Annotated in this window: 18 protein-coding genes; 8 read left to right on the forward strand and 10 right to left on the reverse strand. The window is 59.3% G+C overall.

Annotation, left to right across the window (positions count from 1 at the left end; translation table 11 throughout):
* Positions 1-300 precede the first annotated feature (300 nt).
* From hypF to Q0367_RS07855, 4 genes are all read right to left on the reverse strand, one after another.
* Entirely contained in the window at positions 301-2,802 is a 2,502-nt protein-coding gene (gene hypF / locus Q0367_RS07840; RefSeq protein ID WP_298981443.1) for a carbamoyltransferase HypF, read from the reverse strand.
* A 20-nt stretch (positions 2,803-2,822) separates the two neighbouring features.
* A complete protein-coding gene (locus Q0367_RS07845; RefSeq protein WP_298981444.1) occupies positions 2,823-3,650 on the reverse strand; it encodes an SDR family oxidoreductase in 828 nt (275 codons plus the stop codon).
* 173 nt (positions 3,651-3,823) lie between these two features.
* Positions 3,824-6,130, reverse strand: coding sequence for a glycosyltransferase family 39 protein (locus Q0367_RS07850; protein WP_298981445.1), 2,307 nt, complete (start codon positions 6,128-6,130; stop codon positions 3,824-3,826).
* Positions 6,127-7,692: a hypothetical protein gene (locus Q0367_RS07855; protein WP_298981446.1), complete on the reverse strand. Its 1,566-nt coding sequence runs from the start codon at positions 7,690-7,692 to the stop codon at positions 6,127-6,129. Before Q0367_RS07855 ends, Q0367_RS07850 begins: the two co-directional genes overlap by 4 nt.
* A 151-nt stretch (positions 7,693-7,843) precedes the next feature.
* Between Q0367_RS07855 and Q0367_RS07860 the strand changes: the two genes are divergently transcribed.
* Positions 7,844-8,635: a sugar phosphate isomerase/epimerase gene (locus Q0367_RS07860; RefSeq protein ID WP_298981447.1), complete on the forward strand. Its 792-nt coding sequence runs from the start codon at positions 7,844-7,846 to the stop codon at positions 8,633-8,635.
* A 17-nt stretch (positions 8,636-8,652) separates the two neighbouring features.
* Positions 8,653-9,063 (forward strand): hypothetical protein, encoded by a 411-nt coding sequence (locus Q0367_RS07865; RefSeq protein ID WP_298981448.1) that lies wholly within the window; start codon positions 8,653-8,655, stop codon positions 9,061-9,063.
* Between the two features lie 89 nt (positions 9,064-9,152).
* Here the strand turns inward: Q0367_RS07865 and Q0367_RS07870 are convergent, their stop codons facing one another.
* Positions 9,153-11,174, reverse strand: coding sequence for an NYN domain-containing protein (locus Q0367_RS07870; protein WP_298981449.1), 2,022 nt, complete (start codon positions 11,172-11,174; stop codon positions 9,153-9,155).
* Positions 11,175-11,635: 461 nt separating this feature from the next.
* Here Q0367_RS07870 and dnaK point away from each other — a divergent pair, with 461 nt between their 5' ends.
* From dnaK to Q0367_RS07900, 6 genes are all read left to right on the forward strand, one after another.
* A complete protein-coding gene (dnaK, locus tag Q0367_RS07875) occupies positions 11,636-13,528 on the forward strand; it encodes a molecular chaperone DnaK (protein WP_297630605.1) in 1,893 nt (630 codons plus the stop codon).
* Positions 13,529-13,649: 121 nt separating this feature from the next.
* A complete protein-coding gene (gene grpE, locus Q0367_RS07880; protein WP_297630603.1) occupies positions 13,650-14,429 on the forward strand; it encodes a nucleotide exchange factor GrpE in 780 nt (259 codons plus the stop codon).
* A 9-nt stretch (positions 14,430-14,438) separates the two neighbouring features.
* A complete protein-coding gene (locus Q0367_RS07885) occupies positions 14,439-15,410 on the forward strand; it encodes a J domain-containing protein (protein WP_297630601.1) in 972 nt (323 codons plus the stop codon).
* Positions 15,411-15,591: 181 nt separating this feature from the next.
* On the forward strand, positions 15,592-16,461 hold the full coding sequence (locus Q0367_RS07890; protein ID WP_297630599.1) for an N-acetyltransferase: 870 nt from the start codon (positions 15,592-15,594) through the stop codon (positions 16,459-16,461).
* A 118-nt stretch (positions 16,462-16,579) separates the two neighbouring features.
* Entirely contained in the window at positions 16,580-17,806 is a 1,227-nt protein-coding gene (locus Q0367_RS07895) for an acyl-CoA dehydrogenase family protein (RefSeq protein ID WP_297630597.1), read from the forward strand.
* Positions 17,807-17,826: 20 nt separating this feature from the next.
* Complete coding sequence (locus tag Q0367_RS07900; protein ID WP_298981450.1) at positions 17,827-18,918, forward strand: ABC transporter ATP-binding protein; 1,092 nt, start codon at positions 17,827-17,829, stop codon at positions 18,916-18,918.
* Positions 18,919-19,011: 93 nt separating this feature from the next.
* Here the strand turns inward: Q0367_RS07900 and Q0367_RS07905 are convergent, their stop codons facing one another.
* The 5 genes from Q0367_RS07905 to Q0367_RS07925 form a co-directional block, all read right to left on the reverse strand.
* Complete coding sequence (locus Q0367_RS07905; RefSeq protein ID WP_298981451.1) at positions 19,012-19,608, reverse strand: hypothetical protein; 597 nt, start codon at positions 19,606-19,608, stop codon at positions 19,012-19,014.
* A gap of 117 nt (positions 19,609-19,725) precedes the next feature.
* Positions 19,726-21,135, reverse strand: coding sequence for a hypothetical protein (locus Q0367_RS07910; protein ID WP_298981452.1), 1,410 nt, complete (start codon positions 21,133-21,135; stop codon positions 19,726-19,728).
* Positions 21,136-21,241: 106 nt separating this feature from the next.
* A complete protein-coding gene (locus tag Q0367_RS07915) occupies positions 21,242-22,225 on the reverse strand; it encodes a hypothetical protein (RefSeq protein WP_298981453.1) in 984 nt (327 codons plus the stop codon).
* Between the two features lie 36 nt (positions 22,226-22,261).
* Positions 22,262-22,969: a class I SAM-dependent methyltransferase gene (locus Q0367_RS07920; protein ID WP_298981454.1), complete on the reverse strand. Its 708-nt coding sequence runs from the start codon at positions 22,967-22,969 to the stop codon at positions 22,262-22,264.
* 17 nt (positions 22,970-22,986) lie between these two features.
* A complete protein-coding gene (locus Q0367_RS07925; RefSeq protein WP_298981455.1) occupies positions 22,987-24,108 on the reverse strand; it encodes a glycosyltransferase family 1 protein in 1,122 nt (373 codons plus the stop codon).
* Between the last annotated feature and the right edge of the window lie 3 nt (positions 24,109-24,111).

Consider the following 24,111-nt stretch of genomic DNA (forward strand, 5'->3'; position numbering starts at 1 on the left):
CCGATTGCCTGATCGGCCAATTGGTTGCCTGACCGACCGATTGGATGTTTCACGTGAAACACCCAATCGGTTTTCAATAGCGAATCAACCCCAAACACAAGGCTCGCAAAAGTTACATCTACAAAAAAATAGTGGGAGGTGACGCTCCCACCCTTTTTGATTTTGCAATTATACCAAGATCGATTCACAAATTCAACACTTGATTTAATTTTTTTCTGCAAAATAAATTGCAGAACGGCGCAGCGTGGACAATCGGGACAAGCTGCTCCATCTGGCAAACCGCCGACGACGCGGTCTAGATCAAGCGCTCGTCATTCTGCGCGCAGCCACGATCACCTGCCCAAGGCTCACGCCGCCGTCATTGGGCGGAACCTGCCGGTGCAGCAGCGGCTCGAATCCCGCTGCCCGCAGCCGATGCGCCAGATGCTCACTGAGTCGCCGATTCTGAAAACAGCCACCGCTCAACGCCACTCGACTTTGACCGAGGCGCTGCGCCACGGCGACGCCCATTTCCACCAGCGCGTTGTGAAAGCGCGCGGCCATGACGCCGGCTTCCTCCCCGCGGCGCAGGTCGGCGAGCATCGCCTCCAGCAGCGGCGCCCAGTTCAAAAGCAGGGTCGAAGCCGCAGGGGAAGGGTGGGGAGCGACGTTCGGGAGGGTGTCCACCATCTGCACAGCCTGCAGTTCCCCAGCAGCCGTGGTTTCCTCGACGAGGAAAGGATAGGCGCGCGGTTCATTGCGGTCGGCGCTATGCTCCAGCGCCATGGCGGCCTCTCCCTCAAAGGTGACGCGCAGATGCAGGCCGATCAACGCTGCCACGCCGTCGAAGAGACGCCCCATGCTGGTCGTAATCGGCGCGTTGACGCCTTTCGCCAACATCGTCGCCAACACGCGGCGTTCATGCTCGGCGAAGCTGCGCACCGGCGCCAACCATTCCCAGGTGAAACACTCTTCGCCGTACAGCTCCCACAGCAACGCCAGCGCCACGCGACGCGGTTCGCGCACGGCGGCTTCGCCGCCTGGCAGGCGAAACGGGCGCAAGTGCGCTACGCGTTGAAAATCTGCAGCGTCGCCCAACAGACACTCGCCGCCCCAGATCGTCCCATCCAGCCCGTATCCCGTTCCATCCCAAATCAGCCCCAACGCCGGACCGGAAACTTCGTTGTCGGCCAGACAGGCGGCGAGGTGGGCGTGATGGTGTTGCACCGGAATGCGCTGGGGTTGAGCGTCCGCATGAGGGCCGGGCCTGTCGATGTCGCCTGCACCGATTGAATTGTTCGCCCACTTTGTTGAAAGATATTCCGGATGCATGTCGTGGGCGATAGCGGCAGGCTGCGCCTCATAGAGACGCAGGAAGTCTGCAATGACGCGCCGGAAGGCGTCGAAGGCGGGCGCCGTCTCCAGATCGCCGATGTGCTGGCTGAGAAAGATCTGTTCGCCGACGCTGAGCGCCACCGTGTTTTTCAGATGTGCGCCGACCGCAAGGATCGTCGGCAGCGGATGAGGGGCGCGCACCGGCATCGGCGCATAGCCGCGCGCGCGACGCAGCAACTGCGGCTGCCCATCGACCAGCCAGAGCACGCTGTCATCGGCGTGGCGGGCGATCGGCCGGTTGTGGATCAGGAAACCGTCGGCGATGGCGCCCAACCGCTCGAAAGCCTCCCATTCGTCGACGCAGATCGGCTCGTCGGTCAGGTTGCCGCTGGTGGCGACGACAGGGAAGTCGAGCGCCTCCAAGAGCAGATGATGAAGCGGCGTGTAGGGCAACATCACGCCCAGGTCTGGGTTGCCCGGCGCCACCGCCTCGGCGACAATGGCCCCCGCCCGTTTGGGCAAGAGAAGGATCGGCGCCGCCTGGGACTGCAACAGGCCGGCTGCGGCGGGCGTCACCTCACACAGAGCGGCGGCCTGTTCCAGGGTGCGCGCCATCACCGCCAGCGGTTTGGTGGGGCGCTGTTTGCGCTCGCGCAGCTTCTGCACGGCGGCGGCGTTGCGTGCATCGACGATCAGGTGAAAGCCGCCCAACCCTTTGACGGCGACGATTGCGCCGCTCCGGATCGCCGCCGCCGCAGCGCGCAGCGCGCTTTCTCCCTCGGCGCTGAAGGACCATGCGCCGTAAGTCTGCGGCCAGTCGGCGAGCGAAGGCTGTGCGACTGAGGGAGACTCACCCTCAAGCCTTGCGTCGCCTCTGGTGTAAAAGGCCACCTGCGGCCCGCAGAGGGCGCACGCGTTCGGCTGCGCGTGAAAGCGGCGGTTGACCGGATCGTTGTATTCACGAGAACACTCCGGACAGAGCGCAAAGGTGCGCATCGTCGTGTTGGGACGATCGTAGGGAAGCGCTTCGATGATCGTGAAGCGCGGGCCGCAGTTGGTGCAGTTGATAAAGGGGTAGCGATAGCGGCGATCGGCCGGATCGAAAAGCTCGGACAGGCAGTCGGCGCAGGTCGCCAGGTCGGGCAAGATGAGCGTGGTGCGCGCGCCGACGGCTTCGGAATGGCGAATCTCGAAGCGTTCGTAGCCGACCGGCGTCAGCCAGGCATGGCGCAAGTGCGTGATGCGGGCGATGGCGGGCGCTTCTGCGGGAAGGCGTTCGAGGAACCGGCGAAGCTGCTCTTCTGCGCCTTCCACCTCGATGAAGACCCCGTGCGTGTCATTCAACACCCAGCCGGTCAGATGCAACCCTGTCGCCAGCCGGTAGATGAAAGGGCGAAAGCCGACGCCCTGCACGGCGCCGGCGATCTCCACGCGCAGGCGGCTCTGGGGGCGGTCGGTGGGGGACGACTTCGATGCGTCGGCTTGCATACCCCTCTCGTCGTTGCTCGTCAGATTCCCGAAAACGCCGAGAAGCCGCCGTCCACCGGCACGACGACGCCGGTCACGAAGCGAGAGGCGTCGCTGGCCAGCCAGATGGCGGTTCCGATCAGCTCCTCCGGCTCACCGTAGCGACGCATCGGCGTGTGGTCGAGGATCGCCTGGCCGCGCGGGGTGTTGGAGCCGTCGGGGTTAAGCAGCAGGCTGCGGTTCTGCTCGCCGATGAAAAACCCCGGGGCAATGGCGTTGACGCGCAGCCCTTCGCCGTATTTGAGCGCCAGCTCCACCGCCAGCCAGCGCGTGAAGTTGTCGATGGCCGCCTTGGCTGCGCCGTAACCGAGCACGCGCGTCAGCGTTCGCTGCGCCGCCATCGATGAGACGTTGATGATGACGCCGCTGCCTTGCGCCGCCATCGGTTCGCCGAAGATTTGCGTAGGCAACAGCGTGCCGGTCAGGTTGAGCTGCACCACGCGCTCGAAGTCGGCCGGTTGCATGTTGAAGAAGGTGAGATCGCCGACGATGGTGGCGCCCGGCATGTTTCCTCCTGCTGCGTTGAGAAGGATATCGACGCGGCCGTAGCGCTCCAGCAGCTGTTGACGCGCCGCCAGCAGCGAACCCACGTCGAGAACGTCGGCGGGCAGGGGCATCGCTTCACCGCCGGCGTCGAGAATGCGCCGCGCCGTTTCTTCGGCCTTCTGCGCCCGTCGGCCCAGGATCGCTACGCGCGCGCCGGCCGCTGCAAAACCGCGCGCGATCGCGCCGCCCAACACCCCTGTGCCGCCGGTGACGACGGCGACTTTGCCTGCTAAACTGAACTGATCGAGCGTAAAAAGAGCCATCGTTGCTTCTGTCCTGAAAGGTTTGCGTAGAATGATTTGTGTCAAATTTTCCGATGCCGATAGTCTGTCAACGGATATTGTACATCACCACCACAGAGACGAATCCGTGCTGGAAGCGTCAGATGGAAAGAAGCTGGCAGAGACCAACAGTGTTCAGTCTGCGTCATGGGCGTTCATCGTCGGCCCTCCCCACCGGACAAAACTTCGATAAAGTCCGTCCCCTCTTCGAGAAGAAGCCGCTGCACCTGAGCGTCGTACATGCCTAAAATGATGCGCTCCCAGGTGGCAGGCAAATTCTCAAAGCGGTAGACGTCTTCCACACAGTCGCCGGGGCGCCAGGTCGAGGTCGGATAGGCGCCGTCTTGCGGCCAACGATCGATCTGAGCGACGACCTGCCCGTGCGCATCGAGCGCCTGCACAAAGACCGTGTAGTCGGCGTGCAGGATGCGATCGGTCGTCCACAGCAAGCGCACCGTCAGCGCCTCATCGTCGATCGGGGAGGCAGCCTCGACGTCGAGAAGCTGGATGCCATTTTGCCAGCGCGCCTGCGGCGTTGCGTGGCTTGGGCAAGTTGGAGCGACGGCGTTGATGCGCACGCGGGCCAATCGGACGACATCGTCGATGGGCCGCCCGGCGGCGTCAAGGATGGCGAGGCGTCGCCCCGGGTCGTCATACGGGTAGAAGCCGACCGTGAGCGTCGCCAGCGCATCGGTCGTAGTTGGCGTCGGGCGGAGCCAGTAAGAGTCCCGAAAGAGCGCACCGGGAATCCACTGCGGAGTGGGATGCTTGCCTGCAACCGGCACCCCGTCGAATTGATAGAGCATCTCTCCGTGCTGATCGGTCAGGTGAATGAACAGCGTGAAAAACTCTTCGATGGGGCGATGGGTTGTCCAGTAGAGCGTCAACGGCAGCGCCTCTCCTGGGTTGATGGCCGCGCCGTTGGGGAAATCTGCGCCGAGCAGTTCGATGCCGTGATCAAATTGGGCGTGCACCGGCCGGTCCGGTTCAACCGGCTCCTGAAGGGGCGGAGGAAGGCGATAGGCGTCCGCCAGAACGCCGAGCTGCGAAACGGCCAACCCCAGAAAGAGCAACGGAATCACCGCCAGCGCCGGTCGATGCAGCCGCGCCGGAAGAAACGCCCGCCAACCCAGCGCCAACAGCAGCGCGATCGGCGCGATGGCCGGATAGAGGAGCCGTCCCTGCGCCGTGAAATTAACCAGTCGCATCCAGTTGAGAAGGCTGAACAAAACGCCGGCCGTCCAGAGCAGCGACAACGCCAGCGCAAAGGTCGTCCGCCCTGCGCAGTCGCTCGAGAGTTGTGAACGCCGGCGCAGGGTGAGACGAAGCGCGCAGACAAGCAACCCAACCAGCGCCAGCAGCGTTGCAATCTGCATGGTCTGCAAGATGTACGGCGGCGAAAGGACGCCGTAGCCGAATTCCCCCCAGAAAGACTGCTGCACCAGCGGCAACTGCGCCAACATCTGCTCGAAAGAGAGCGGCTGCGGCCGCGCCAGATCGGGCAGCGCGGCCAGCATCGGCGCAAGCGGAACCGGTTGATGATAAAGCCACAGGTTGCGGGCATACCAGAAGCCGGCGACGGCGAAGGCGCCCGTCAGCAACGCCGTCGCCGACAAGGCCATCGCGCGTCCGTTGCGCCGCAACGCCGTCAACAAAACGAACAGCGCAGGCAGCCCCAACGCAAGGTTGCTGTATTTCGTGAGGGCGGCCAGCCCCAGCGCACAGCCCGCCCACCACCAGCCCCAGGTGCGCTCCGGTGCAGCGGCGGCGCGCACCAACAGCCACATGGCGAGGGCGGCCGTCCCCGCCGCCCAGGCGTCGTTGGTGATGGTGGCGGCGCTGAAAAGAAAGCGAGGATTGAAGGCCACAATGCTGGCTGCGGCGAACGCCAGCATCGTCTCCCCAGGAAAGAGCGCCCGCACCAGCAGAAAGGTTGCGCAGAGGGCAAGGGCGCCGCCCAGGGCGGAGACAAGGCGGGCGATCCAGACCGGCAGCTGCGCCTCCCACGGCGCCTCGTACACCGTGGCCGTGGCGCGAAAGGTGAGTCCCTTGAGATATTGTGGATTTGGGCGCAACAAATCCAGCCCTCTTTCGACCGACGTCCCTGCGCTCGCCAACGCGGCCAGCCCATAGTACAGCGGAGGCTGCTGCACCAACTGATGGGAGATAGCGGCGTGCTCTTCATCGATGGAGGGAAGGCTGCGCGCCCGATGGAGGTGGACGATGTAGCTGTAGTGGGCGCCGGCGTCCGGCGCCTCAAAGGGCGGCGTAAGCGCCGCATATGCTCCGACAAGCCCTAAAAAGACCAGGATCAGCAGCCACAACGCTGGCTGAGCGCATCGCGTCTCGCCGGAGACGTGACCGCCCTCTTCAGCGGCGAAAAGGCCGCCTGCACGAAAGGGAAACGGCGGTCGCCTATCGCCGCCAGGATGGCTGGAAAGCTGCGCCGGAGACTGCTTCACGTCGAACGCCGTTGCTCCTGCTGGGCCAGACCGCTCAATAAGAGTTGCATCAGCAGCGGATTTTGAGGGGCGGGCAATGACTGCATCCAGCGCGAGAGGGTGGCCGCTTGCTCCGCAGCCTTTTGATCGCCGGAGATGGCGAGCCAGAGCGCCTGCGCCTGAAGGGCGGCCCTCATCCCTTCCAGGAAGGAATCTCGCTGCGGCGACGCCTCGATCTCATGAAGGATGTGATGGATGAAGCTGCGGGCGTGGTCGGGCGACAGAGGAGTGGGCAGCGGCGGCAACATGCTCCAGACGTTGCTCGCCCACTTCGTCCAGACGTGCATGGCTGGATGCTCGAGCAGCCGGGCCGCCATGTGCGCCAGCTCTTCCGCGTTCGACCGACCGGAAGCAACCTCGACTTCCTCGTTGAAGAAAGACTGGTGTGACTCTGGCAAGGCGGGGGCGGCGAACTGCCAGAGCAAATCGTTGTACAGCCTGTATTCGCCGGGCAGTTCGGCGCTTTCCTTTTGTTTCCAGTGGGCCTCCAGCGCGCGCTGCAATAGCCAGCGCCCGGCGTCAAAGGGCGCCTCCAGGAGAAGGCCCTGCGCCTCTTCCGACGGCTCGAGAGGGATGAGTTCTCCGATCGGTCTTTGAGGAGGCAACTGGGCGTCATTGATATTCTCGGCGCCGGAACAGCCAAAGACGCCGAGATGCAAAACGACCCTCACCCAGAGGAGAACGCCATCGCTGCGGTTCTGCGCGCTGGCGTTGCGGACGAACCAGAGAACGCAATGTCCACTGGCGTCGCACGGGCCGAGCAGGGCGCGCCAGCCTTCGGGCGAGGGCGGTTGATAGCGCTTGCCGGTGAATTGGAGCTTGCGAAGACTCCGCTGCGCCTGCTCAGCAAGCGCCGGCGGCAAGGTGAAGGCCAGAGTGTGGAGGGCGCGCAAGGCCTGAGGGGCGGAGTCGAGCGCCGCCAGCGCCGATAACCGTTCCAGCGCGGCGCGGGCGACCGAACTTCGTCGATCCTGGGCGATCAAACGCAGCAGTTCGACGCGATCTGCAGGCGCCATCCGGTCGAGCAGATCGAGCACCATGAAGGCGACGTCGACGCCATGCTCCTGCATTTGCGTCACATACTCCAGCAAGATATGACGATTGGCGCGCCCCTCCTCGATCGCCTCTTGCAGGCTCTGCATGGCGATCTCGTTGTTGCCGGCCAGGTCGCTGATCAGCGCAGGCGAGACCGTTTCACCCAGGTAGCGTTCCAGAATCAGTTGGGCGCTGACGCGTTCGAGGGGCGTCCGTTGACGGTTGCCTACGACCTCGCGCAGCCGCGGCGCGATCATCTCAGGCGGCAACAACGCACAGAGATGGCCCAAACCGCCGCGCAGCTGGCTATTGGCCTCGCCAAGATGGCGTAGCACGGCGCCGACCAGACCCTCAGGCGGGAAGCGCCCGACCAAGTCTTGCGCCATGGCGATTAACTCCGCCTCCGTCGTCGCATCGCCCAACGCCTGAATGGCCGCTTCGATCTGGCGTCGCTCCTGAAGATTCTGGATAATTCCTCCCTCGCTCATGACGTTCTAGCTTATCTGCGCACGCAGGCATCTGTCAAACCGCCTGTCCCGCCTTCATTCACCCCCTGGGCTGTTCCGACTCGCCCGATCGATGGTACAATAACCTCAAATCTTTTCTTGGAATCCATGTACATCAGAAAGAAAACAAACCATGACGAACGACAACTTGACAAATTCACAGACACAAACGCGGATTCCTCTCGCCGTACAGCTGTATACGCTGCGCAACCTCTCGCTTGACGCCGATGCGCTGCTCGGCGAGGTGGCGGCGGCGGGCTACGCAGGCGTTGAGCTGGCGGGCAACCTCGGCCTGGACGCCGGTTCGCTGCGCACCTTGCTTGAAAAGCACAACCTCAAGGCGGTCTCTGCGCACGTGCCGCTGCAGGCGCTGGAAAATGACCTGCCCGACGTCGTCCGTTTTCACAAAACCATCGGCAACGACACGCTGGTTGTGCCCTGGATCGCCGAATCCGAACGCTCGAAATCTGCGGAAGGATGGAAAGCGCTGGGGAAACGCCTGGAGCGCCTGGGGCGTCGCCTGCGCACGGCGAACATGCGGCTGCTCTATCATAACCATGACTTCGAGATGATCCTCATCGATGGAAAGCCCGCCATCGCCTGGCTGCTGGAGGCGGCCTCGCCGGACTATCTCGGCTTCGAGCCGGATGTGGCCTGGATTGTGGCCGGGGGACAGGATGCAGCATCCATGCTCCGGCAATACAGCGGTCGCGTGCCGCGGGTGCATGCCAAGGATTTGGGCGACAACGAAGCGGAACGCGGCCTGGCGGACGTAGGCAGCGGTCGCCTTGATTGGGACGTTATTTTGCCGGCGATCGAAGCCGCCCATACAGAATGGATCGTCGTAGAGCATGACCTCCCGACCGATCCGCTCGCCAGCATCCGGCGCAGCTACGCTTTTCTCGCCGAAAAATTGAAAGCCTGATCGACGAGGGAAAGAAGATGGCGCGCACCGCGATGTTTGCAGGGCTGGTCTTTGATCAAAGCGGCCGCGTCGCCGAAGTGACGCATGTCGGCGAAAATGCCTGCTACGTGGTCTACGAAGACGATTTCAAGCGACACATCGACGCCGAGATCGTCGATCGGCAGGTGTTGCGCTTCATGCGACAACAGGTCGAAGGCAGCCGCGACCTTGCCGTCGGCGCCATCCTGGAAATGATCGGGCGCGACGATCTGTTCACAAAGGCGGCGGTCGAATCGACCATCGAACACATGGAGGACGCCGTCGGTCAGCCGATCCCCGAGGAAGCGCGCCAGTGGCTCGGAATGTTAGGGTTCAAGATCATCATTGACGAACAGGGGACGGTGGTCGATATTCAGATGCCCGCCGGCGGCGTCGATGAGGGCGAATAGAACTCATCCGTCGTTGCAAGCCGTCATTCCAATCGACGACTGCGAAGGAGCGGGAACCCTATCCTGGGGTTCCCGCTCGATACGTTTGTTTATTGCATCAACATCTGCTCGAGCGTGTCTGCCACCTGCGCATAGATCGGCGAATCGCCGCGGTTGAGGCGTATCTGGCTGGCGACGCGGCGCACGAGACCGGGGTTGACCTCGGCGAGCGCGGTGCTCATGGAATACCAGAGGCTGCACAGCTCGGGCACTTCATGGGTGGCGGCGCGCACGGCGATCTCGGCGGGCGTGGTGGCGCTCAGGGAGGGATTGCCGGCGTTCAACCCCAATTCCCGCCAGGCGTTGACCCAGTAGTACGAGAGCATCGGGTTGATCAGGCCGCGCATCCGGCTCCACAGGGGATCATCCTCCTGCACCAGGAAGAAGAAGGCCAGATAGTACGGCCGCGAATGGGCGTAATCGCGATGAATCTGCGAAAGCTCTCCGGCCCGCACGGAGGCGTAAGAGGCCATGTACCAGCGCAAATCTTCGAGAGTTGCGCCCGGCTCTCCCGCCTCCACAGCATCCCATTGCAGACGACAGGCCATCAGATAGCTGCGCGCCGAGGCGGCGAAATCCTGAGAGCGTTGCAGCATCGCCGTCTTCGCCAGGGAGCGCGCCTTTTCGATGCCGCGCGGCATGTTGTCGGGGAGCTGGACATTTTCGATGTCGTAGATGATCGGCTGCAGCGCCGGTTCGTCGGCGAAGGGAATCGAGCTGTGGCCGGGCAACACATAGCGGCCATCCACCTCGAGAATCAGCCCGCGCTGCTGGAGATCTTCCAACAGGCTGTCGATGTACTCGGTGTGTTCGCCGTCGTTGAGCAGAATGAGGGCCAGCTCTGTTTTATCGATCTCCAACCCGGCGTTGACGACGGCGTAGACGAACCCCGACTCGGCGCGGCGCACAAAGGTCGCTTCACTGTCGATGTCGGGGCTGAGCCAGACCGGAACGTGCACCGAGGCCACCTGATCGCGGTAGTCGAAGGCGCGTTGCCGGAAGCCCATCTGCCAGATCTGGCGGAGCGTCGTCTTGCTGCGGATCAACCCTTGATTTTCATACCGTTCACAAAGCTCATCGAGCAGCTCGTCGGTCGTGCGTTCGCCCGGGCGCTCACTCAGCTCTCGGTAGATGTCGCGCAACACATCGCGGCGCGTGGCGAAGTCCACCGACGTCATTTTGAGCCGAGTAAAAATCTGGTTGTACTGTTGCCGCAGCGTGAGCTTGGCGCTCGAACCGAGATCGCCGGACGGCGTGGTCGCCAATGGCGCCGTCGACGCGGCGGACTGGCCGTTGGCGGCGGTTGCCATTCCCCAGGGGCGCGACTCCCACTCCGGCGTTGGCCTGTACTCTCGCGGGGCGACATAGATCTGATGATCTTTCACGTAAAGGGTTAAAATGTCGGTGTTTTGCTCCAGCCAGCTCTTGAACTGCGAGTTGCCCGTCGAGGCCTCGTTGAAAGAGGCGTCGAGCATGAGCATGGTCTGCTTCAGTTTGGCGGCCAGCACCGGCAGCTCGTTGCGCTGCGCATGAATATGCAACGCCTTGAGCAGGAGCTGGCGCGCCGCCTCGGCGTCTGGAGACGGAGCCTCGACCAACCCCTCATCGCCGACAAATTCCCCCAGCGCCGTTTCCAGATAGACAAATTCGTCGCAGGCGCGCATGAGCAGCGGGTGCGTCACTTCGCGCGGGCCGATGCCGAGCGTATACTTGCTATACTCGCGCAGTTTGGTGACCAGCGGGCCAAAATCGCTGTCGCCGGAGACGATCACGAAGGTGTCGATCTGAGGACGTTGAATGGCCGTCTCCAGGGCGTCGAGCGCCATGCGGATGTCGGCGCGGTTCTTGCCGGCGCGAATGCTGAAGATTTGCACCAGATCGACGGCGTGGTTCATCAAATCTTCCCGATAGCGAGAAAAACGACTCCAGTCGGCGTAGGCGCGCACAATGGCGATCGAACCGCGGCCCTGCAAATAATTCATCAAAGGGGTCAGCTCAAAATCGAGAAACTCCTGCTCCGCCCACAAGGCGATATTTTCAAAATCAATAAAAACGGCGATCTGAGCACTCATAAGAGCTTCCTCGAATTCTCTTAAGAACTATTTGGAGATTTGCAAAGAATCGAGCACAAAATTTCTATGCGTATTTTATCGCATTTTACCATAGAGTCTGCGCCAAGTCATACACCGGCTGCAAACATCAAAAGCATCTGCAAGCTCCTCGGGCGAAAGACTGCCCTCTCGCCAAGATGCACCGCCCGAAGCAATTCACGCATGAAAAGTTCTGCGCCTCGACGTCTCTGCGATGAGATTTTCGGCGAAGCCAGACTCGCCTTGCGCGGCGCCAATCTCAAGATTCAAACAAATCGCTAATAAAAACTCAATGACATATAGACATTGATTCGCTACACTGTAAACGGCAAACGGGAAGAGCGGCCATCGAAAATTAGGCATTGATTGCCGTTGGACGATGCGCTGCACGAGAAATGAGCAAAAGGCGATAAACCCACATCATTTTTGGGAGGAATATACTTATGGGAAAGATTATCGGCATTGACCTGGGAACAACCAACAGCGTGGTGGCTGTCATGGAAGGCGGCACTCCGACCGTCATTCCGAATGCAGAGGGCAGCCGGACGACGCCGTCGGTGGTCGCGTTCAATAAAAATGGAGAGCGGCTTGTCGGCATCACGGCCAAGCGCCAGGCGATCGTCAATCCGGAGAACACCATCTACTCGGTGAAACGTCTGATGGGTCGACGCTTCGACGATCCGGAGACCCAGAAGGTCCGCAAGATGGTGCCGTACGCCATTGTGGAAGGGCCGAACGGCGATGCGCGCGTGAGCATCCCGGTGAAAAATAAAGTGTACACGCCCCAGGAGATCAGCGCCATGATTCTGGCGAAGCTCAAACGCGATGCCGAAAGCTACCTGGGCGAGGAAGTCAAGCAGGCTGTCATTACGGTCCCGGCCTACTTCAACGACAGTCAGCGCCAGGCGACCAAAGACGCCGGTCAGATCGCGGGTCTGGAGGTGTTGCGCATTATCAACGAGCCGACTGCGGCGGCCCTGGCGTATGGGTTGGACAAGAAGAAGGACGAGACGATCCTGGTCTTCGACCTGGGCGGCGGCACCTTCGACGTCTCGGTGTTGGAGGTGGGCGACGGCGTCATCGAGGTGAAAGCGACCAATGGCGACACCCTGCTCGGCGGCGACGACTGGGATGAGCGCATCGTGCGCTGGCTGATCGACGAGTTCAAGAAAGAGCAAGGCATCGATCTGAGCACCGACCGCCAGGCGTTGCAACGTCTGCGCGAGGCGGCGGAGAAAGCCAAGATCGAGCTGTCGACGGTGACGCAGACCGAAATCAACCTGCCGTTCATCACGGCGGACAGCACCGGTCCGAAACATCTGGTGATGACGCTGACGCGCGCCAAGTTCGAACAGCTGACGGCGGACTTGCTGGAGCGCTGCAAGCAGCCCTTCTTCAACGCCTTGAAGGACGCCGGTTTGACGGCGAAAGACCTGGACGAGGTGGTGTTGGTCGGCGGCTCCACGCGCATGCCGATGGTGCAAGAGCTGGTGCGCCAGTTGACCGGCAAAGAGCCGCACAAGGGCGTCAACCCGGACGAAGTGGTGGCCGTCGGTGCGGCGGTTCAGGCGGGCGTGTTGGGCGGCGAAGTGAGCGACGTGCTCTTGCTCGACGTGACGCCGTTGAGCCTGGGCCTGGAGACGTTGGGCGGCGTGATGACGGTGCTCATCCCGCGCAACACGACGATTCCGACCCGGAAGACCGAGATCTTCAGCACGGCTGCGGACAATCAGACGGCGGTGGACATCCACATCTTGCAGGGTGAGCGCCCGCTGGCCAAGGACAACAAGACGCTGGGCACCTTCCGCCTGGATGGCATCCCGCCGGCGCCGCGTGGCGTGCCGCAGATCGAGGTGACCTTCGACATCGACGCCAGCGGCATCTTGCACGTCACGGCCAAAGATAAGGCGACGGGCAAAGAGCAGAGCGTCAAGATCACGGCGTCCACCAACCTGTCGAAAGAGGAAGTGGAGCGCCTGGTGCGCGAAGCCAAACAGCACGAGGAAGAAGATCGCCGACAGCGCGAGTTGATCGACGCCCGCAACACAGCGGACAACCTCATCTATGTGACGGAGAAGACGCTGCGCGAGCTGGGCGACAAGGTGCCGGTCAACGATCGGGCGACGATCGAAAATCTGGTCGAAGAGCTGAAACAGGTGAAGGACTCCAACGACCTCGCCCGCATCCGCAGCCTGACCGAACGGCTCCAGCAGGCGACCAACGCCCTGGCGCAGCAGATGTATGCGCAGTCGGGCGGCCCCGGCGCCGGCTCGACAGGCGGACAGCGACCGGGCAGCGATGAGGACGTAGTGGAAGGCGAATACCGCACCGTCTGATCGGCGCCGAGCCGCACCGAGCAAGTGAAGAGATTTCCGAACGGGCGAGGCAAGACCTCGCCCGTTCTTTGCTAAATAAAACATTGAGCACATCTGTGCAGAGTGAAAGGGGACGAATCTTATGGCATACTTTGATCCATTCGGCGGCGGCTACAGGCGCCGCGGACATTCTGACGCCGTCGTGGTGAGCGCAGCGGAGCTGCAGCGATTACAACAAATGGCGGCGCAGCTTGAACAGGAAAACAAAGAACTCAAGGCGATGATCGAGCGCCTGAATCAAGAACTGCGTCAGAAAGCGCAGGAGATCGAAATCAAAGACGAAGCGTTGCGCAAACAGAGCGAGCATCAAAAACAGCTGGAAGCGGAGTTGGTCTTTCTGCGCGCCGCAGTGGCCGAAGCCAATGAAAGAAAAACATCCGACGCTGAAAACGCCGCCTGGCAAGATCGATATTTGCGTCTTCACGCTGAGTTAGATAATCTGCGTCGACGGTTAGAGCAGCGCTCGAGCGCAGAGACCGCAGAGAACCGCCGTCAGATTTTGGCGGACATGCTGCCGCTCGCCGACCATCTGGACCTGGCGCTGCAACATCGACCGCAGACGGACGATCCACAGGTGCGCAACTTTATCGCCAATATCGAAGCGACGCGCCGCGCCTTTCTGGAAACCCTGCGACGCTACGGAGTCGACCGCCTTGAACCGCTGCACGAGCCCTTTGATCCGGACCGCCATGAAGCGGTCGGCGTCATCTCCTCGGAGAGCGTGCCTACGGATCATGTGGCGACCGTCGTGCAGGCAGGCTACAGCGAAGGCGACCGCCTGATCCGTCCTGCACGCGTCCTGGTCAGCAGCGGCTCGGCGCAGTCGGATCAAACTCCGAAGACCAACCGGAAGGAGGGATGAGGGTAGCCTATGGAAGTCAAAGATTATTATCAAATCCTTGGCGTGCCGCGCACCGCTGACGAAAAGGAAATCAAAAAAGCCTTTCGGAAGCTGGCGCAAAAATATCATCCGGATAAGAATCCGGGCAATAAAGAAGCCGAGCAAAAATTCAAGGAAATCAATGAGGCGTACACGGTGCTCTCCGACCCGGAAAAACGCGCCAAATACGATCGATTCGGCGCGCAGTGGGAGCAATATGCACGCGCCGGCGGCCGTCCGGAAGATTTCGATTGGAGCTCCTGGAGCGCCGGCCCTGGGACGGGAGGAACCTACACGCGCACCATCACGCCGGAGGAGTTCGAGCAGCTGTTCGGCGGAATGGGAGGCTTCTCCAGCTTCTTCGACACGCTCTTTGGAGGCGCTCGCAGCGCCACGGGCCGCACCAGAACCGGTCGGCGCACCACGAGGAGCGATTTCGGCTTTGACTCGATGGGCGCCGCTGTGGAAACCCCGGCCGCCGAAACAACGGTGCAGATCACGCTGGATGAAGCGTTTCGCGGAACCACGCGCGTGCTCGAACGCAGCGACGGCTCGCGCATCGAGGTGAACATCCCGCGCGGCGTGCAGACCGGCTCCAAAGTGCGCATGCGCGGGGCAGCCGGGCAAGGCGACGTGATTCTCAACATCGAGGTGTTGCCGGACCCGCGCTTCACGCGCGAGGGGGACAATCTGCGCGTCACCGTGCCGGTCGATCTCTACACCGCCATTCTGGGCGGCGAGGTGCAGGTGCAGGCGCCCGACAAAACGGTGGCGCTGCGCATCCCGCCAGGCACGCAAAACGGCAAGGTCTTCCGGCTGAGAGGACTGGGCATGCCGCATCTGAAGAACCCGGACCAACGTGGCGATCTGTTGGCGGTGGTGAACGTTCAGTTGCCAACCGACCTCACCGAACGGGAGAAACAACTCTTTCAGGAGCTGCGTCAACTGCGCCAGCGTCGGTAAATGACGTTTGGACGCCTGTCTTTTCTAAAGTCGAACCAGGCGGCTGTTATAATCGTTCTTATTGTGGACATGTTGCGCAGTGCGTTTTGCGCAAGCGAAGACGGATCCAGGTCTTGCACAAAACCAAGCGCGAAATCCAGTTGCACTTGCCTGGAACTCAACAGAAGGGACAGGTCACAATATGTCGGTCACTCCCATCCACCCGGCTGATTTGAGCGACGTGGCGCGTTTGATCGCAAAGCAAAATGCAAACCCGGAGACGCAGTGCCTGTACAGCGGGGAACGCGCCGAAGAGATCGAGGCAGCGCTGCGAAAACAGACGGCTCCCTGTTATGTAGTGGTGCGCGAGGGGCGGACGCTCATCGGCGCCATGGGATGCGAAGTTGAGGAGGAACGGGGGTATCTCCAGGGGCCGTTCGTAGACGGCGCCGACTTCGACGCAGTCGCCGACGCGCTCTGGTCGGCGCTGCAAATGCAGATTGCGTCTCTTACGGGCTGGGAGGCGTTTCTGCATGTGCGCAACGAGCGCGGCGCCGCCTTCTATCTCAGACAGGGGTTCCGTCGAGGGCAGACCGCGCAGATTTATGTGCTGCCGGCTTCGGCTTTGCAGCCGATCGAAGGCGAGCCTGCGCGTCGTTTCACCCCTGAATGTGCGGCGGGCGTGCGCGCCTTGCATGAGCTGGCCTTCGCCGACAGCCCCGACTCCATTGAGCCGTTTATGAACGGCGACGATGAAACTCGCTGCTTATTCGTCTATGTGGACAAGGGACGCTGCGTCGGGTATGTGGCGGCCTCGGTGAACGACAACCCGCGCGAAGGCTCCATCGATCTGCTGGCGGTCGACGCCTCCGTGCGCAACCGCGGATATGGCCGCCGGCTGCTGCTTACGGCTGCACACTGGCTGATCCGCGAACGAGGCATGCCCCAGGTCGGCCTCACGGTGCGCGATATGCGCGCCGATGCCCGAGGACTCTATCAGCGATCTGGCTTTCGACTGCTTCACACAGGCGTCGGCTATGCACGCGAATTCCCCACAAACAAACGACGCTAGAGCTGTCTAGCGCCGGTTCACCCGTGGCGGCGCCTCCGATTGTCGAAATTTCTTGCTTTGCGTGATATGATGGGAAAAATCATTCACGCCGCGCAATTGCTTTCCAGAGGAGTTTGCCATGGACTTCCACCTGACCGATGAGCACAAGATGATCGAGAAAATGGCGTATGACTTCACACGCAAGGAAGTCATGCCCATCATCAAGGAACACGACCGCAACCACACCTTTCCGCATGAGCTTCTGCCCAAAATGGCCGAACTAGGCTTTCTGGGCCTCTGCCTGCCGGTGCGTTACGGCGGCGCAGGACTGGACTTTATCTCGCTGGGCATCGTCTGTGAGGCGCTTGAATATGGCGACTCCTCCGTGCGCGAGACGATCGCCGTGCACCTTTGTCTGCACGCGCTGCCGATCTTCCAATGGGGCACGGAGGAGCAAAAGCGAGAATTCTTGCCGCCGCTGGCGCGTGGAGAGCACATCGCCTGCTTCGGCCTCACCGAACCGGGCGCCGGCTCCGACGTGGCCGCCATGCGTTCGACGGCGCGCAAAGACGGCGACGACTACATCCTCAACGGCGAAAAGATGTGGATCACCCTCTCCAACGTGGCGGATCGCTTCCTGGTCTTCGCCAAGACCGACCCTTCCAAAGGCGCCAACGGCATCACGGCCTTCATTCTGGAGCGTGGGTGGAAGGGGCTGACGACGGGCACGATCGAGGGCAAGATGGGCGTGCGCGCCAGCAACACCGGCTGGATCAGCATGCATGACGTGCGCGTGCCCAAGAGCCATCGCCTGGGGCTTGAGGGCGAGGGCTTCAAGATTGCCATGAGCGCGCTGGACAACGCCCGCTACGGCGTCGCCGCCGGCGCAGTGGGCGTCATGAAGGCGTGCCTCGACGAGTCGATCAAATACGCCAAAACGCGCCAAACCTTTGGTCGCCCGATTGCGGAGTATCAGCTTGTGCAGCAGATGATCGCCAACATGCAACAGTGCATCGACATCGGTCAGCTGTTGGTGTGGAAGGTGGGCTGGCTCAAAAACATGGGCGTTCGCAACACGCGTGAGACGAGCATGGCGAAATGGTACTGCACCGAAGCCGCCTTCCGCTGCGCCAACGACGCCGTCCAAATTCACGGCGCGTATGGCTACTCGGACGAATACAACGTCGAGCGTCACCTGCGCAACACCAAGAGCGCCGTCATCTACGAAGGCACATCGCAGATTCACACGCTGATGCAGGCCGCCTATGCGCTCGGCGACCGCGTGGACAAGCCGCTGCGTTGCGAGATGCCCGCCTACGATCCGGTCTACTGGCAATCCGAGGAAGATGCCCTGGTCGCAGCGTAGCAAACGGCGATGACCCACTGATGCTTGCAGTCAGACTCTACAAGCGTCTTTCTTCGTTTGACCTTGACCTGACGCTCGAAGCGCCGCCTGGGGTGACGGCGTTGTTCGGTCCTTCAGGCGCCGGCAAGAGCATGACGCTGGCCTGCATCGCCGGTTTAGCGCGCCCCGACGCCGGTCGCATCGCCTTGAACGGCTTCGTCTTCTACGACGCCGCCGCCAAGCTGAACGTTCCTCCTCAACGGCGACGCATCGGCTACGTCATGCAGGATTATCTGCTCTTTCCACATCTGACCGTCGGCGAAAACGTTGCGTTCGGGCTGCATCGCCTGCCGCGGCGCGAGCGAGAGGCGCGCGTCGCGGCCATGCTGGAACGCATGGGGCTGGCGGGCTACGAAACCCGCCGTCCTCAGGAGTTGAGCGGCGGTCAACAGCAGCGGGTGGCGCTGGCGCGGGCGCTCGTCACCGAGCCGCACGCCCTCCTGTTGGACGAACCCTTCTCCGCGCTCGATGCGCCGACGCGCGCCGCGCTGCGTCGAGACCTGCTCGATCTGCAGCGTGCATTCAAGCTGCCGGTCATTTTCATCACCCATGATTTTGGAGAAGCCTATCTCCTGGCCGACCAATTGGCGGTATTGGTCGAGGGGAAATTGTTGCAATGCGCGACGCCGGCCGAAGTCGTGGCTCGCCCGGTCAATCGACAGGTGGCGCAGCTCACCGGCAGCCGCAACTTTCTGAGCGGACAGGTGCTGAGCAGCGCCGAAGCGGGGATGGCCGTCCGCGTCGGCGAGATGGTGCTGGAAACGCCGCCTGCGCCGTGGCTCCGTCCCGGCGATGCAGTGACGCTCGCCATACGTCCGGAGCGCATCCTGCTCGTGCGCAAGGATGCGCCGGCCCTTGCGCGGCGCAACGCGCTACAGGGCGTGATTGTGGATGAACTCAGTGACGGCTTCACCTGCACGCTCTTTCTGCGCAGCGAAGGGAGCCATCGCCTGCGCGCCGGCGCGTATGACCTGGAGATCGTCGTGCCGGTCTACATCTACGAGCGGTTGCACATCGCCGAAGACCGGCGCTGGACGGTGGTGCTGCCGCAAGAAGCGATTCAGGTGATGTAGGTTAAGAATAACTCGAGGTGATTTTTAAAACAGTAGCGTCAACCTATTCTTTCCGCAGAAGGAAGCAGCGTGTAATGTCGTTATCTCAAATGATTATTCATGCTCGTCAAGCGGCATTGGTGCAAGCTGTTTGATCTCACCTGCTTCAAGCCGGAAGATCAACGCATTCTGACCGGTGCCATCGTGAAATAAGAAAGACTGCAAAGGGGTGTAAATTACGACGCCGTATTCCCCTGGAGGAACGTTAAGAAATACAAATGCGCCGGAGTCTGTCTTGATATCTGCAACTTTGTCTGCACCCACATTGAGACTTATAAACGGAACATCGATCTCCGAGCCATTGTCAAGTTTGGCTTTTGTATAGATGACCGGGGCAAGATAAAAGTCTCCTGCGAGTAGATACTTGGTGAACGGAGTTTTAGAAATAACGCTGCCGCACACAACCCCCAAATGATTCGGGGGCGGAGGAAAGTCGAGTTCGCAGCCGCTTTCAGGCTCAACACGGAGACTTTCCAGAGGGGATTCAGGTTGGGCTAAAGGAGAAGTTTGCACTGCAAGCGGCGATTCTACAGCGACCGCTTCGGTCGGTTCAACTGTTTCAACAGGCGCAGGTTGAGAGTCACAAGCTACAAGTAACGTGAGTGAAAACAAAATTATAAAAATAAAACGCATTGTTGATGAAGAAAACATAACTTCTTCTCCCAATTCGTCAATTGTTTGTCTGAAATTACAAATACGAATCTAAAGGGGGCGCTGGTGCGCCCCCTGTTGAACTTAGAGAACTGAGTGCCAGGCGAGGGTCGACCGTTATCGATTAATGCCGTTATTCGAGGCGTACGGGTCACCAGCTGCCGCCGGTCCGATGATTGAAAGGTTGTAGATGCCCACAATCGGTTGACCACATTCCACGAGAACGCTGCCGTTGAAGTTTGTCTTGTTGTTGATCAAGACGGTCTCTGCGAAGACCGAATTGGAGCCATTGGCCGCCAGAGGCACATTCGAGATGACATCGCCGTTTGAGAAAGTGTATGTGCAGGTTGTTGCCTGATTCGTCGTATTGGCTATCTGGAAGCCGCCGCGGAAGCTATTTTGTCCCAAAGCTACAATCTGCGGGAAGAACATTCTGACGCTTTGTTGACCATCGGGCACACCACTGTACGTAGCGCCCTGTCCGATCAACGCAGGCTGCACGCCGCCGCCTGTGCGGTTGTCCTCATTCACCGTGCAGGCAATTTGACCGCCGGTCGAGGTGACGACGGCGCTTCCAAAACCTCTGGGAATGGCATCCAGAGTAGCATTGCCGGTGCTGCCGAAGTACCCTAGCCAGGACTGACCAACTTGCACATTCGACTTAGACAGCGTCGCCGAGACGGTTTGTCCATTGGCCTGGTTGATCATGGTCACCTGCATCGTCATGTTTGCTGTGCCAGGGCCAAGATTTTGACAAGCCCAACCGGCAGTGTACCCCAAACCAGAAAGATTCTTAGAGACGCGCGGCAGGAACACTGTGGATGCACCCTGCTTAAACGTATTGAAGCTTAAGAGCTGCGCCCCAGTTTTGCTGTAAATAGCCACAGCGCCTGCCAGGGGGGTAGTCCCATTGACAGATTCAAACTTTGCAGAGCCGATGAACCCGTTCGGTAAGCCAGCCTGTTCTTGATAGAAGACCCTTGAAGCATTCCCAGGAATCGGGAACTGCGCCGGAGTGCCCACTTGATTCCCGTTGGCATCATAGTAGGTGACTCTGACCTGCGTCTCTGAATTGCTGGCATTTTGAATTGCAACATAGGAGCTGAAGCCGCCGCCGGCGTTGTTCAACACCTGGGTTGCATATTGAACCGGCCCTGTATCATCGCTTGCCACGCCTTCCGCTGTTCCAACGCGTTGGACGCCGCTCGTGGTTTGAGTATTGACCGAGCATGCCACTTCGGCGCCTGCCCCCACAACCGCTGAACCAAGAAAACCGGCCGGCAACCCTGGAATATTCGGCGAGAACAACAACCAAGGACTATTCGGCGCGAGGTTGTTATTGTTAACTGTAGTTACGAGAGCGCCTGTCTGATTGTAGAAACTGATGCTGGCTACAGTCGAGTTGTTTGTAAGGTTCAGACACGCAATACCGCTTGCATAGGAACCGGACGGTTGAGCAAAAACCGCCTTTGGCAATAACAGTGCGACGCCCGCAAATACAATTGTTAGTAACAATCGCTTCATCATCGTTTTCCTCCACACTTGAAACAAAGGTTACATCACGCACAATGCAGGTTACAGCTATAGTCCGAAACAGAACTTACAGCCCGAAAATACTATGGCGAACCACAAATTACAATACCCCGTTCGGATTATTTCGCGTAACCCTGGCGAAGGAAAGCAGTTTTTTCAAATTCGTAGGCCAGTGCTTCGACCACAGGAACACAGCGCCTAACTGTAGCATCTCGGACAATATGACTATAATCCGGAGAAGAAGACTCACTGTGATCGTTAAAGGGAGAGGGGCCAAAGGAGATAACATGACCCCCATCGTCGCTTCTCGAACGCCGAGGCCCGCGGGTACAAAAATTACGATGAAACCTAATACGCTAGAAAACGTGAGCGCAATCAAACTATCGATGAAGGTGACATCAGCCGTCCCATCCACTGCCTTGATGAACAGCAACGTAGCGCCTGAAAGAGCAAGCCATCCCAGCCCTCCCGCCACCCAGGCAATCAGCATCCATATGATAAATTTGGCCTTGCTATATTGCTGGTTTGTTCTTGCTGAAAGCACTTTATCGCCAGCATAGAGCGTCCAAATTGCAGTCGCCAGCACGACTAGCAACAGGCCCAAAAGCGACCAAATCCGATAGTGATGGAAATGGACAATTGAAGTTGGAAAGGCAGCCGTGAACGCAAACCCCAGGCTGGCTCCACTGCCGATCAAAATAACGGCCTCAGTTGCAATGATGAAAAAGGCTGAAGAGGTGCTGAGGATGGAGTTGATCAAATATCCTTTGCTTAAATAGTGCCAACCGTAGCCGGGCAAATATTTTGCTACATTGGACACCATGTGCACTATCAAATTTTGTTGCCATGGCAAATCCAAATGAAATGAACGCATGACGCAATGCCAAACCACGCCGCCTAGCAACGATGCAATGAAAACGAGCACCGCCCCTGCATAGACCGGGCCAAAGCGCAACGCCTCAGATCGAGCTTGAAACTCACTTATGCCGGCGACGACGGCCCAGCCCATGAAAACGAACGCCGCCACTACGAACATTATTTTAAAAATGTTCATGAGCGGCGAGGACAAAATCTTCTTATGCAAATATTGAGCTTTTCGGAGAAAATTTATCTCCATTTTTTATTCGGAACGCACACAAATAAACAAGAAACTATATGAAAGATTAAAAGGTGTGATCGGAGAGAGAAGAGGGAAAGTGAGCTTAAGCGGAGATTTGCGGTACCAACCAAGATCGTGCACCGTCCTGGGGAAACAGAGATTGTATTTATATTCTTTTACAATTTTGAGACCGGCTTGCAAAATCAGATGACGCCACTGCCCCGCTGTGGCGAATCGCTCGATAGTCTGAGAATGACTGACGGGAAAACCCCGACGCCAGACATGCCATATTATGTCTAATAAATAGTAACTATTAGGCACCAAGATTGCGATGCGTCCCCCTGGCTTTAAAACTCGTTTCATCTCTTGAAGGCCGCGTTCTGGGTTAAGAAAGTGCTCCAAACTGCCTAAATTCGTTACAAAATCGAATGAATCGCCAGCAAATGGAAGATTTTCTCCATCACCGACAGCTACTACGATTCTGCCAGATAATTGATTGGCAGTTTGAACTGCAATCGTCGAGAAATCAAGACCATATGCATCGATCCCGCGCTTGCGAGCCCAATAGATCATATGGCCCTCACCGCATGCAATGTCGAGCAGAGTCCCCTTGTGGGCCCCTAGTTTGTCTAAAACCCAGAGGTAGAATGCATCAGTTTCTCGCAAAAAACCTGGGACCTGATAATAAGTCTCGTACTGTTGTAGGGCAAAATGCCAAAGGTTTTCCATCGAAACTTTTTCACAATTCATCGGCCAAAGGAGTGCAGTGTTTTTCGATAAGTGTCGAGCGTTTCCAGCGCTGCTTTTCGCCAGCTAAATGCTGAAGCTCTTTCAAGCCCGCGTTGTATCATCTGCTTGCGGAATTGTGGAGAGTAAATCACCAGCGTAAGCGCATGAACCAAATCCTCTATGCGGCGCCCCTCGAGCAGGATGCCAGCATCGCCTATGACCTCATGAACGGCGCCGGCCCGATTGGCGATGATCGGGGCGCCGCAGGCCATGGATTCCAGAGCCACGATTCCGAAGCCTTCATGCAGTGATGTCATCACGGCGACCTCTGCACCGCTGAGAATGGCCGGTAAATCTTTATCGGGCACGGCTCCTGTAAAGATGACTTGTTCGGTCAATCCAAGACCATAGATTAGTGCATAAAATGCATGATCGATGCTTTTGGCATAATTTTCACCCACGAAAACTAACTTGCCAGAGTAATTGGTGAGATTGCGCAACGCGTAAAATGCCTGAACAATTTGGGATGCGTTTTTCTTTTTGTCCAGGCGACCGACATGCAAGATATAGGAGTCGGTGAGATTGTATTTGGCGCGCACCCTGGCAATTTCCTCAGACGCTGCAGGCTTAAAATGACTCGAAAAAGCCGGATAAATAACGTCAATTTTGTCTGCCGGCACGGAATAGAACTTTAGAATATCCTGAGCGGTGTTGAACGAAATCGCAATAATCCGGGTGGCAGAGTGAAGCGTATGTCGTTGGATGGTTTTCCAGTACCATACATCTAACTTTGGCATCAATTCCTGATGCACTAGAGTTGTAAGATCGTACATGGTAACGACATTTGGTTTGCGAATCCCAAAGACTCCCAGGTTTTTCATGAAATGCACAAGATCGCAATCTTGCACCATGATGGGCAAAACAGCTTGCGCCCAAATCCGCACCGCCAATCGATTCTTTACAGGCGCAATCACCTGTTCTACTTTGCCGGGAAAACATAATTCAGGTTCTGGTTGCGTAAGAAAGATACGATAGCGGTGTTCGTCTGATAGGGTGCAAAGTTCTTTGAGCAGATTCAGAGTGGCAGAGCGTCCACCACCGTAGTAATGAATACCTAAGGCGTCAACAGCTATTTTCAACGC

This window comes from uncultured Caldilinea sp., assembly GCF_937128415.1.
Taxonomy (GTDB): domain Bacteria; phylum Chloroflexota; class Anaerolineae; order Caldilineales; family Caldilineaceae; genus Caldilinea.

What these genes read in the sequence shown, in the direction of transcription:
- Q0367_RS07885 (WP_297630601.1), top strand. Translation starts at nt 14,439, where the DNA reads ATGGAAGTCAAAGATTATTATCAAATCCTTGGCGTGCCGCGCACCGCT.
- Q0367_RS07890 (WP_297630599.1), top strand. Translation starts at nt 15,592, where the DNA reads ATGTCGGTCACTCCCATCCACCCGGCTGATTTGAGCGACGTGGCGCGT.
- Q0367_RS07905 (WP_298981451.1), bottom strand. Translation starts at nt 19,608, where the DNA reads ATGTTTTCTTCATCAACAATGCGTTTTATTTTTATAATTTTGTTTTCA.
- Q0367_RS07910 (WP_298981452.1), bottom strand. Translation starts at nt 21,135, where the DNA reads ATGATGAAGCGATTGTTACTAACAATTGTATTTGCGGGCGTCGCACTG.
- Q0367_RS07870 (WP_298981449.1), bottom strand. Translation starts at nt 11,174, where the DNA reads ATGAGTGCTCAGATCGCCGTTTTTATTGATTTTGAAAATATCGCCTTG.
- Q0367_RS07900 (WP_298981450.1), top strand. Translation starts at nt 17,827, where the DNA reads ATGCTTGCAGTCAGACTCTACAAGCGTCTTTCTTCGTTTGACCTTGAC.
- Q0367_RS07845 (WP_298981444.1), bottom strand. Translation starts at nt 3,650, where the DNA reads ATGGCTCTTTTTACGCTCGATCAGTTCAGTTTAGCAGGCAAAGTCGCC.
- grpE (WP_297630603.1), top strand. Translation starts at nt 13,650, where the DNA reads ATGGCATACTTTGATCCATTCGGCGGCGGCTACAGGCGCCGCGGACAT.
- Q0367_RS07855 (WP_298981446.1), bottom strand. Translation starts at nt 7,692, where the DNA reads ATGAGCGAGGGAGGAATTATCCAGAATCTTCAGGAGCGACGCCAGATC.
- Q0367_RS07860 (WP_298981447.1), top strand. Translation starts at nt 7,844, where the DNA reads ATGACGAACGACAACTTGACAAATTCACAGACACAAACGCGGATTCCT.
- Q0367_RS07865 (WP_298981448.1), top strand. Translation starts at nt 8,653, where the DNA reads ATGGCGCGCACCGCGATGTTTGCAGGGCTGGTCTTTGATCAAAGCGGC.
- Q0367_RS07895 (WP_297630597.1), top strand. Translation starts at nt 16,580, where the DNA reads ATGGACTTCCACCTGACCGATGAGCACAAGATGATCGAGAAAATGGCG.
- Q0367_RS07920 (WP_298981454.1), bottom strand. Translation starts at nt 22,969, where the DNA reads ATGGAAAACCTTTGGCATTTTGCCCTACAACAGTACGAGACTTATTAT.
- hypF (WP_298981443.1), bottom strand. Translation starts at nt 2,802, where the DNA reads ATGCAAGCCGACGCATCGAAGTCGTCCCCCACCGACCGCCCCCAGAGC.
- dnaK (WP_297630605.1), top strand. Translation starts at nt 11,636, where the DNA reads ATGGGAAAGATTATCGGCATTGACCTGGGAACAACCAACAGCGTGGTG.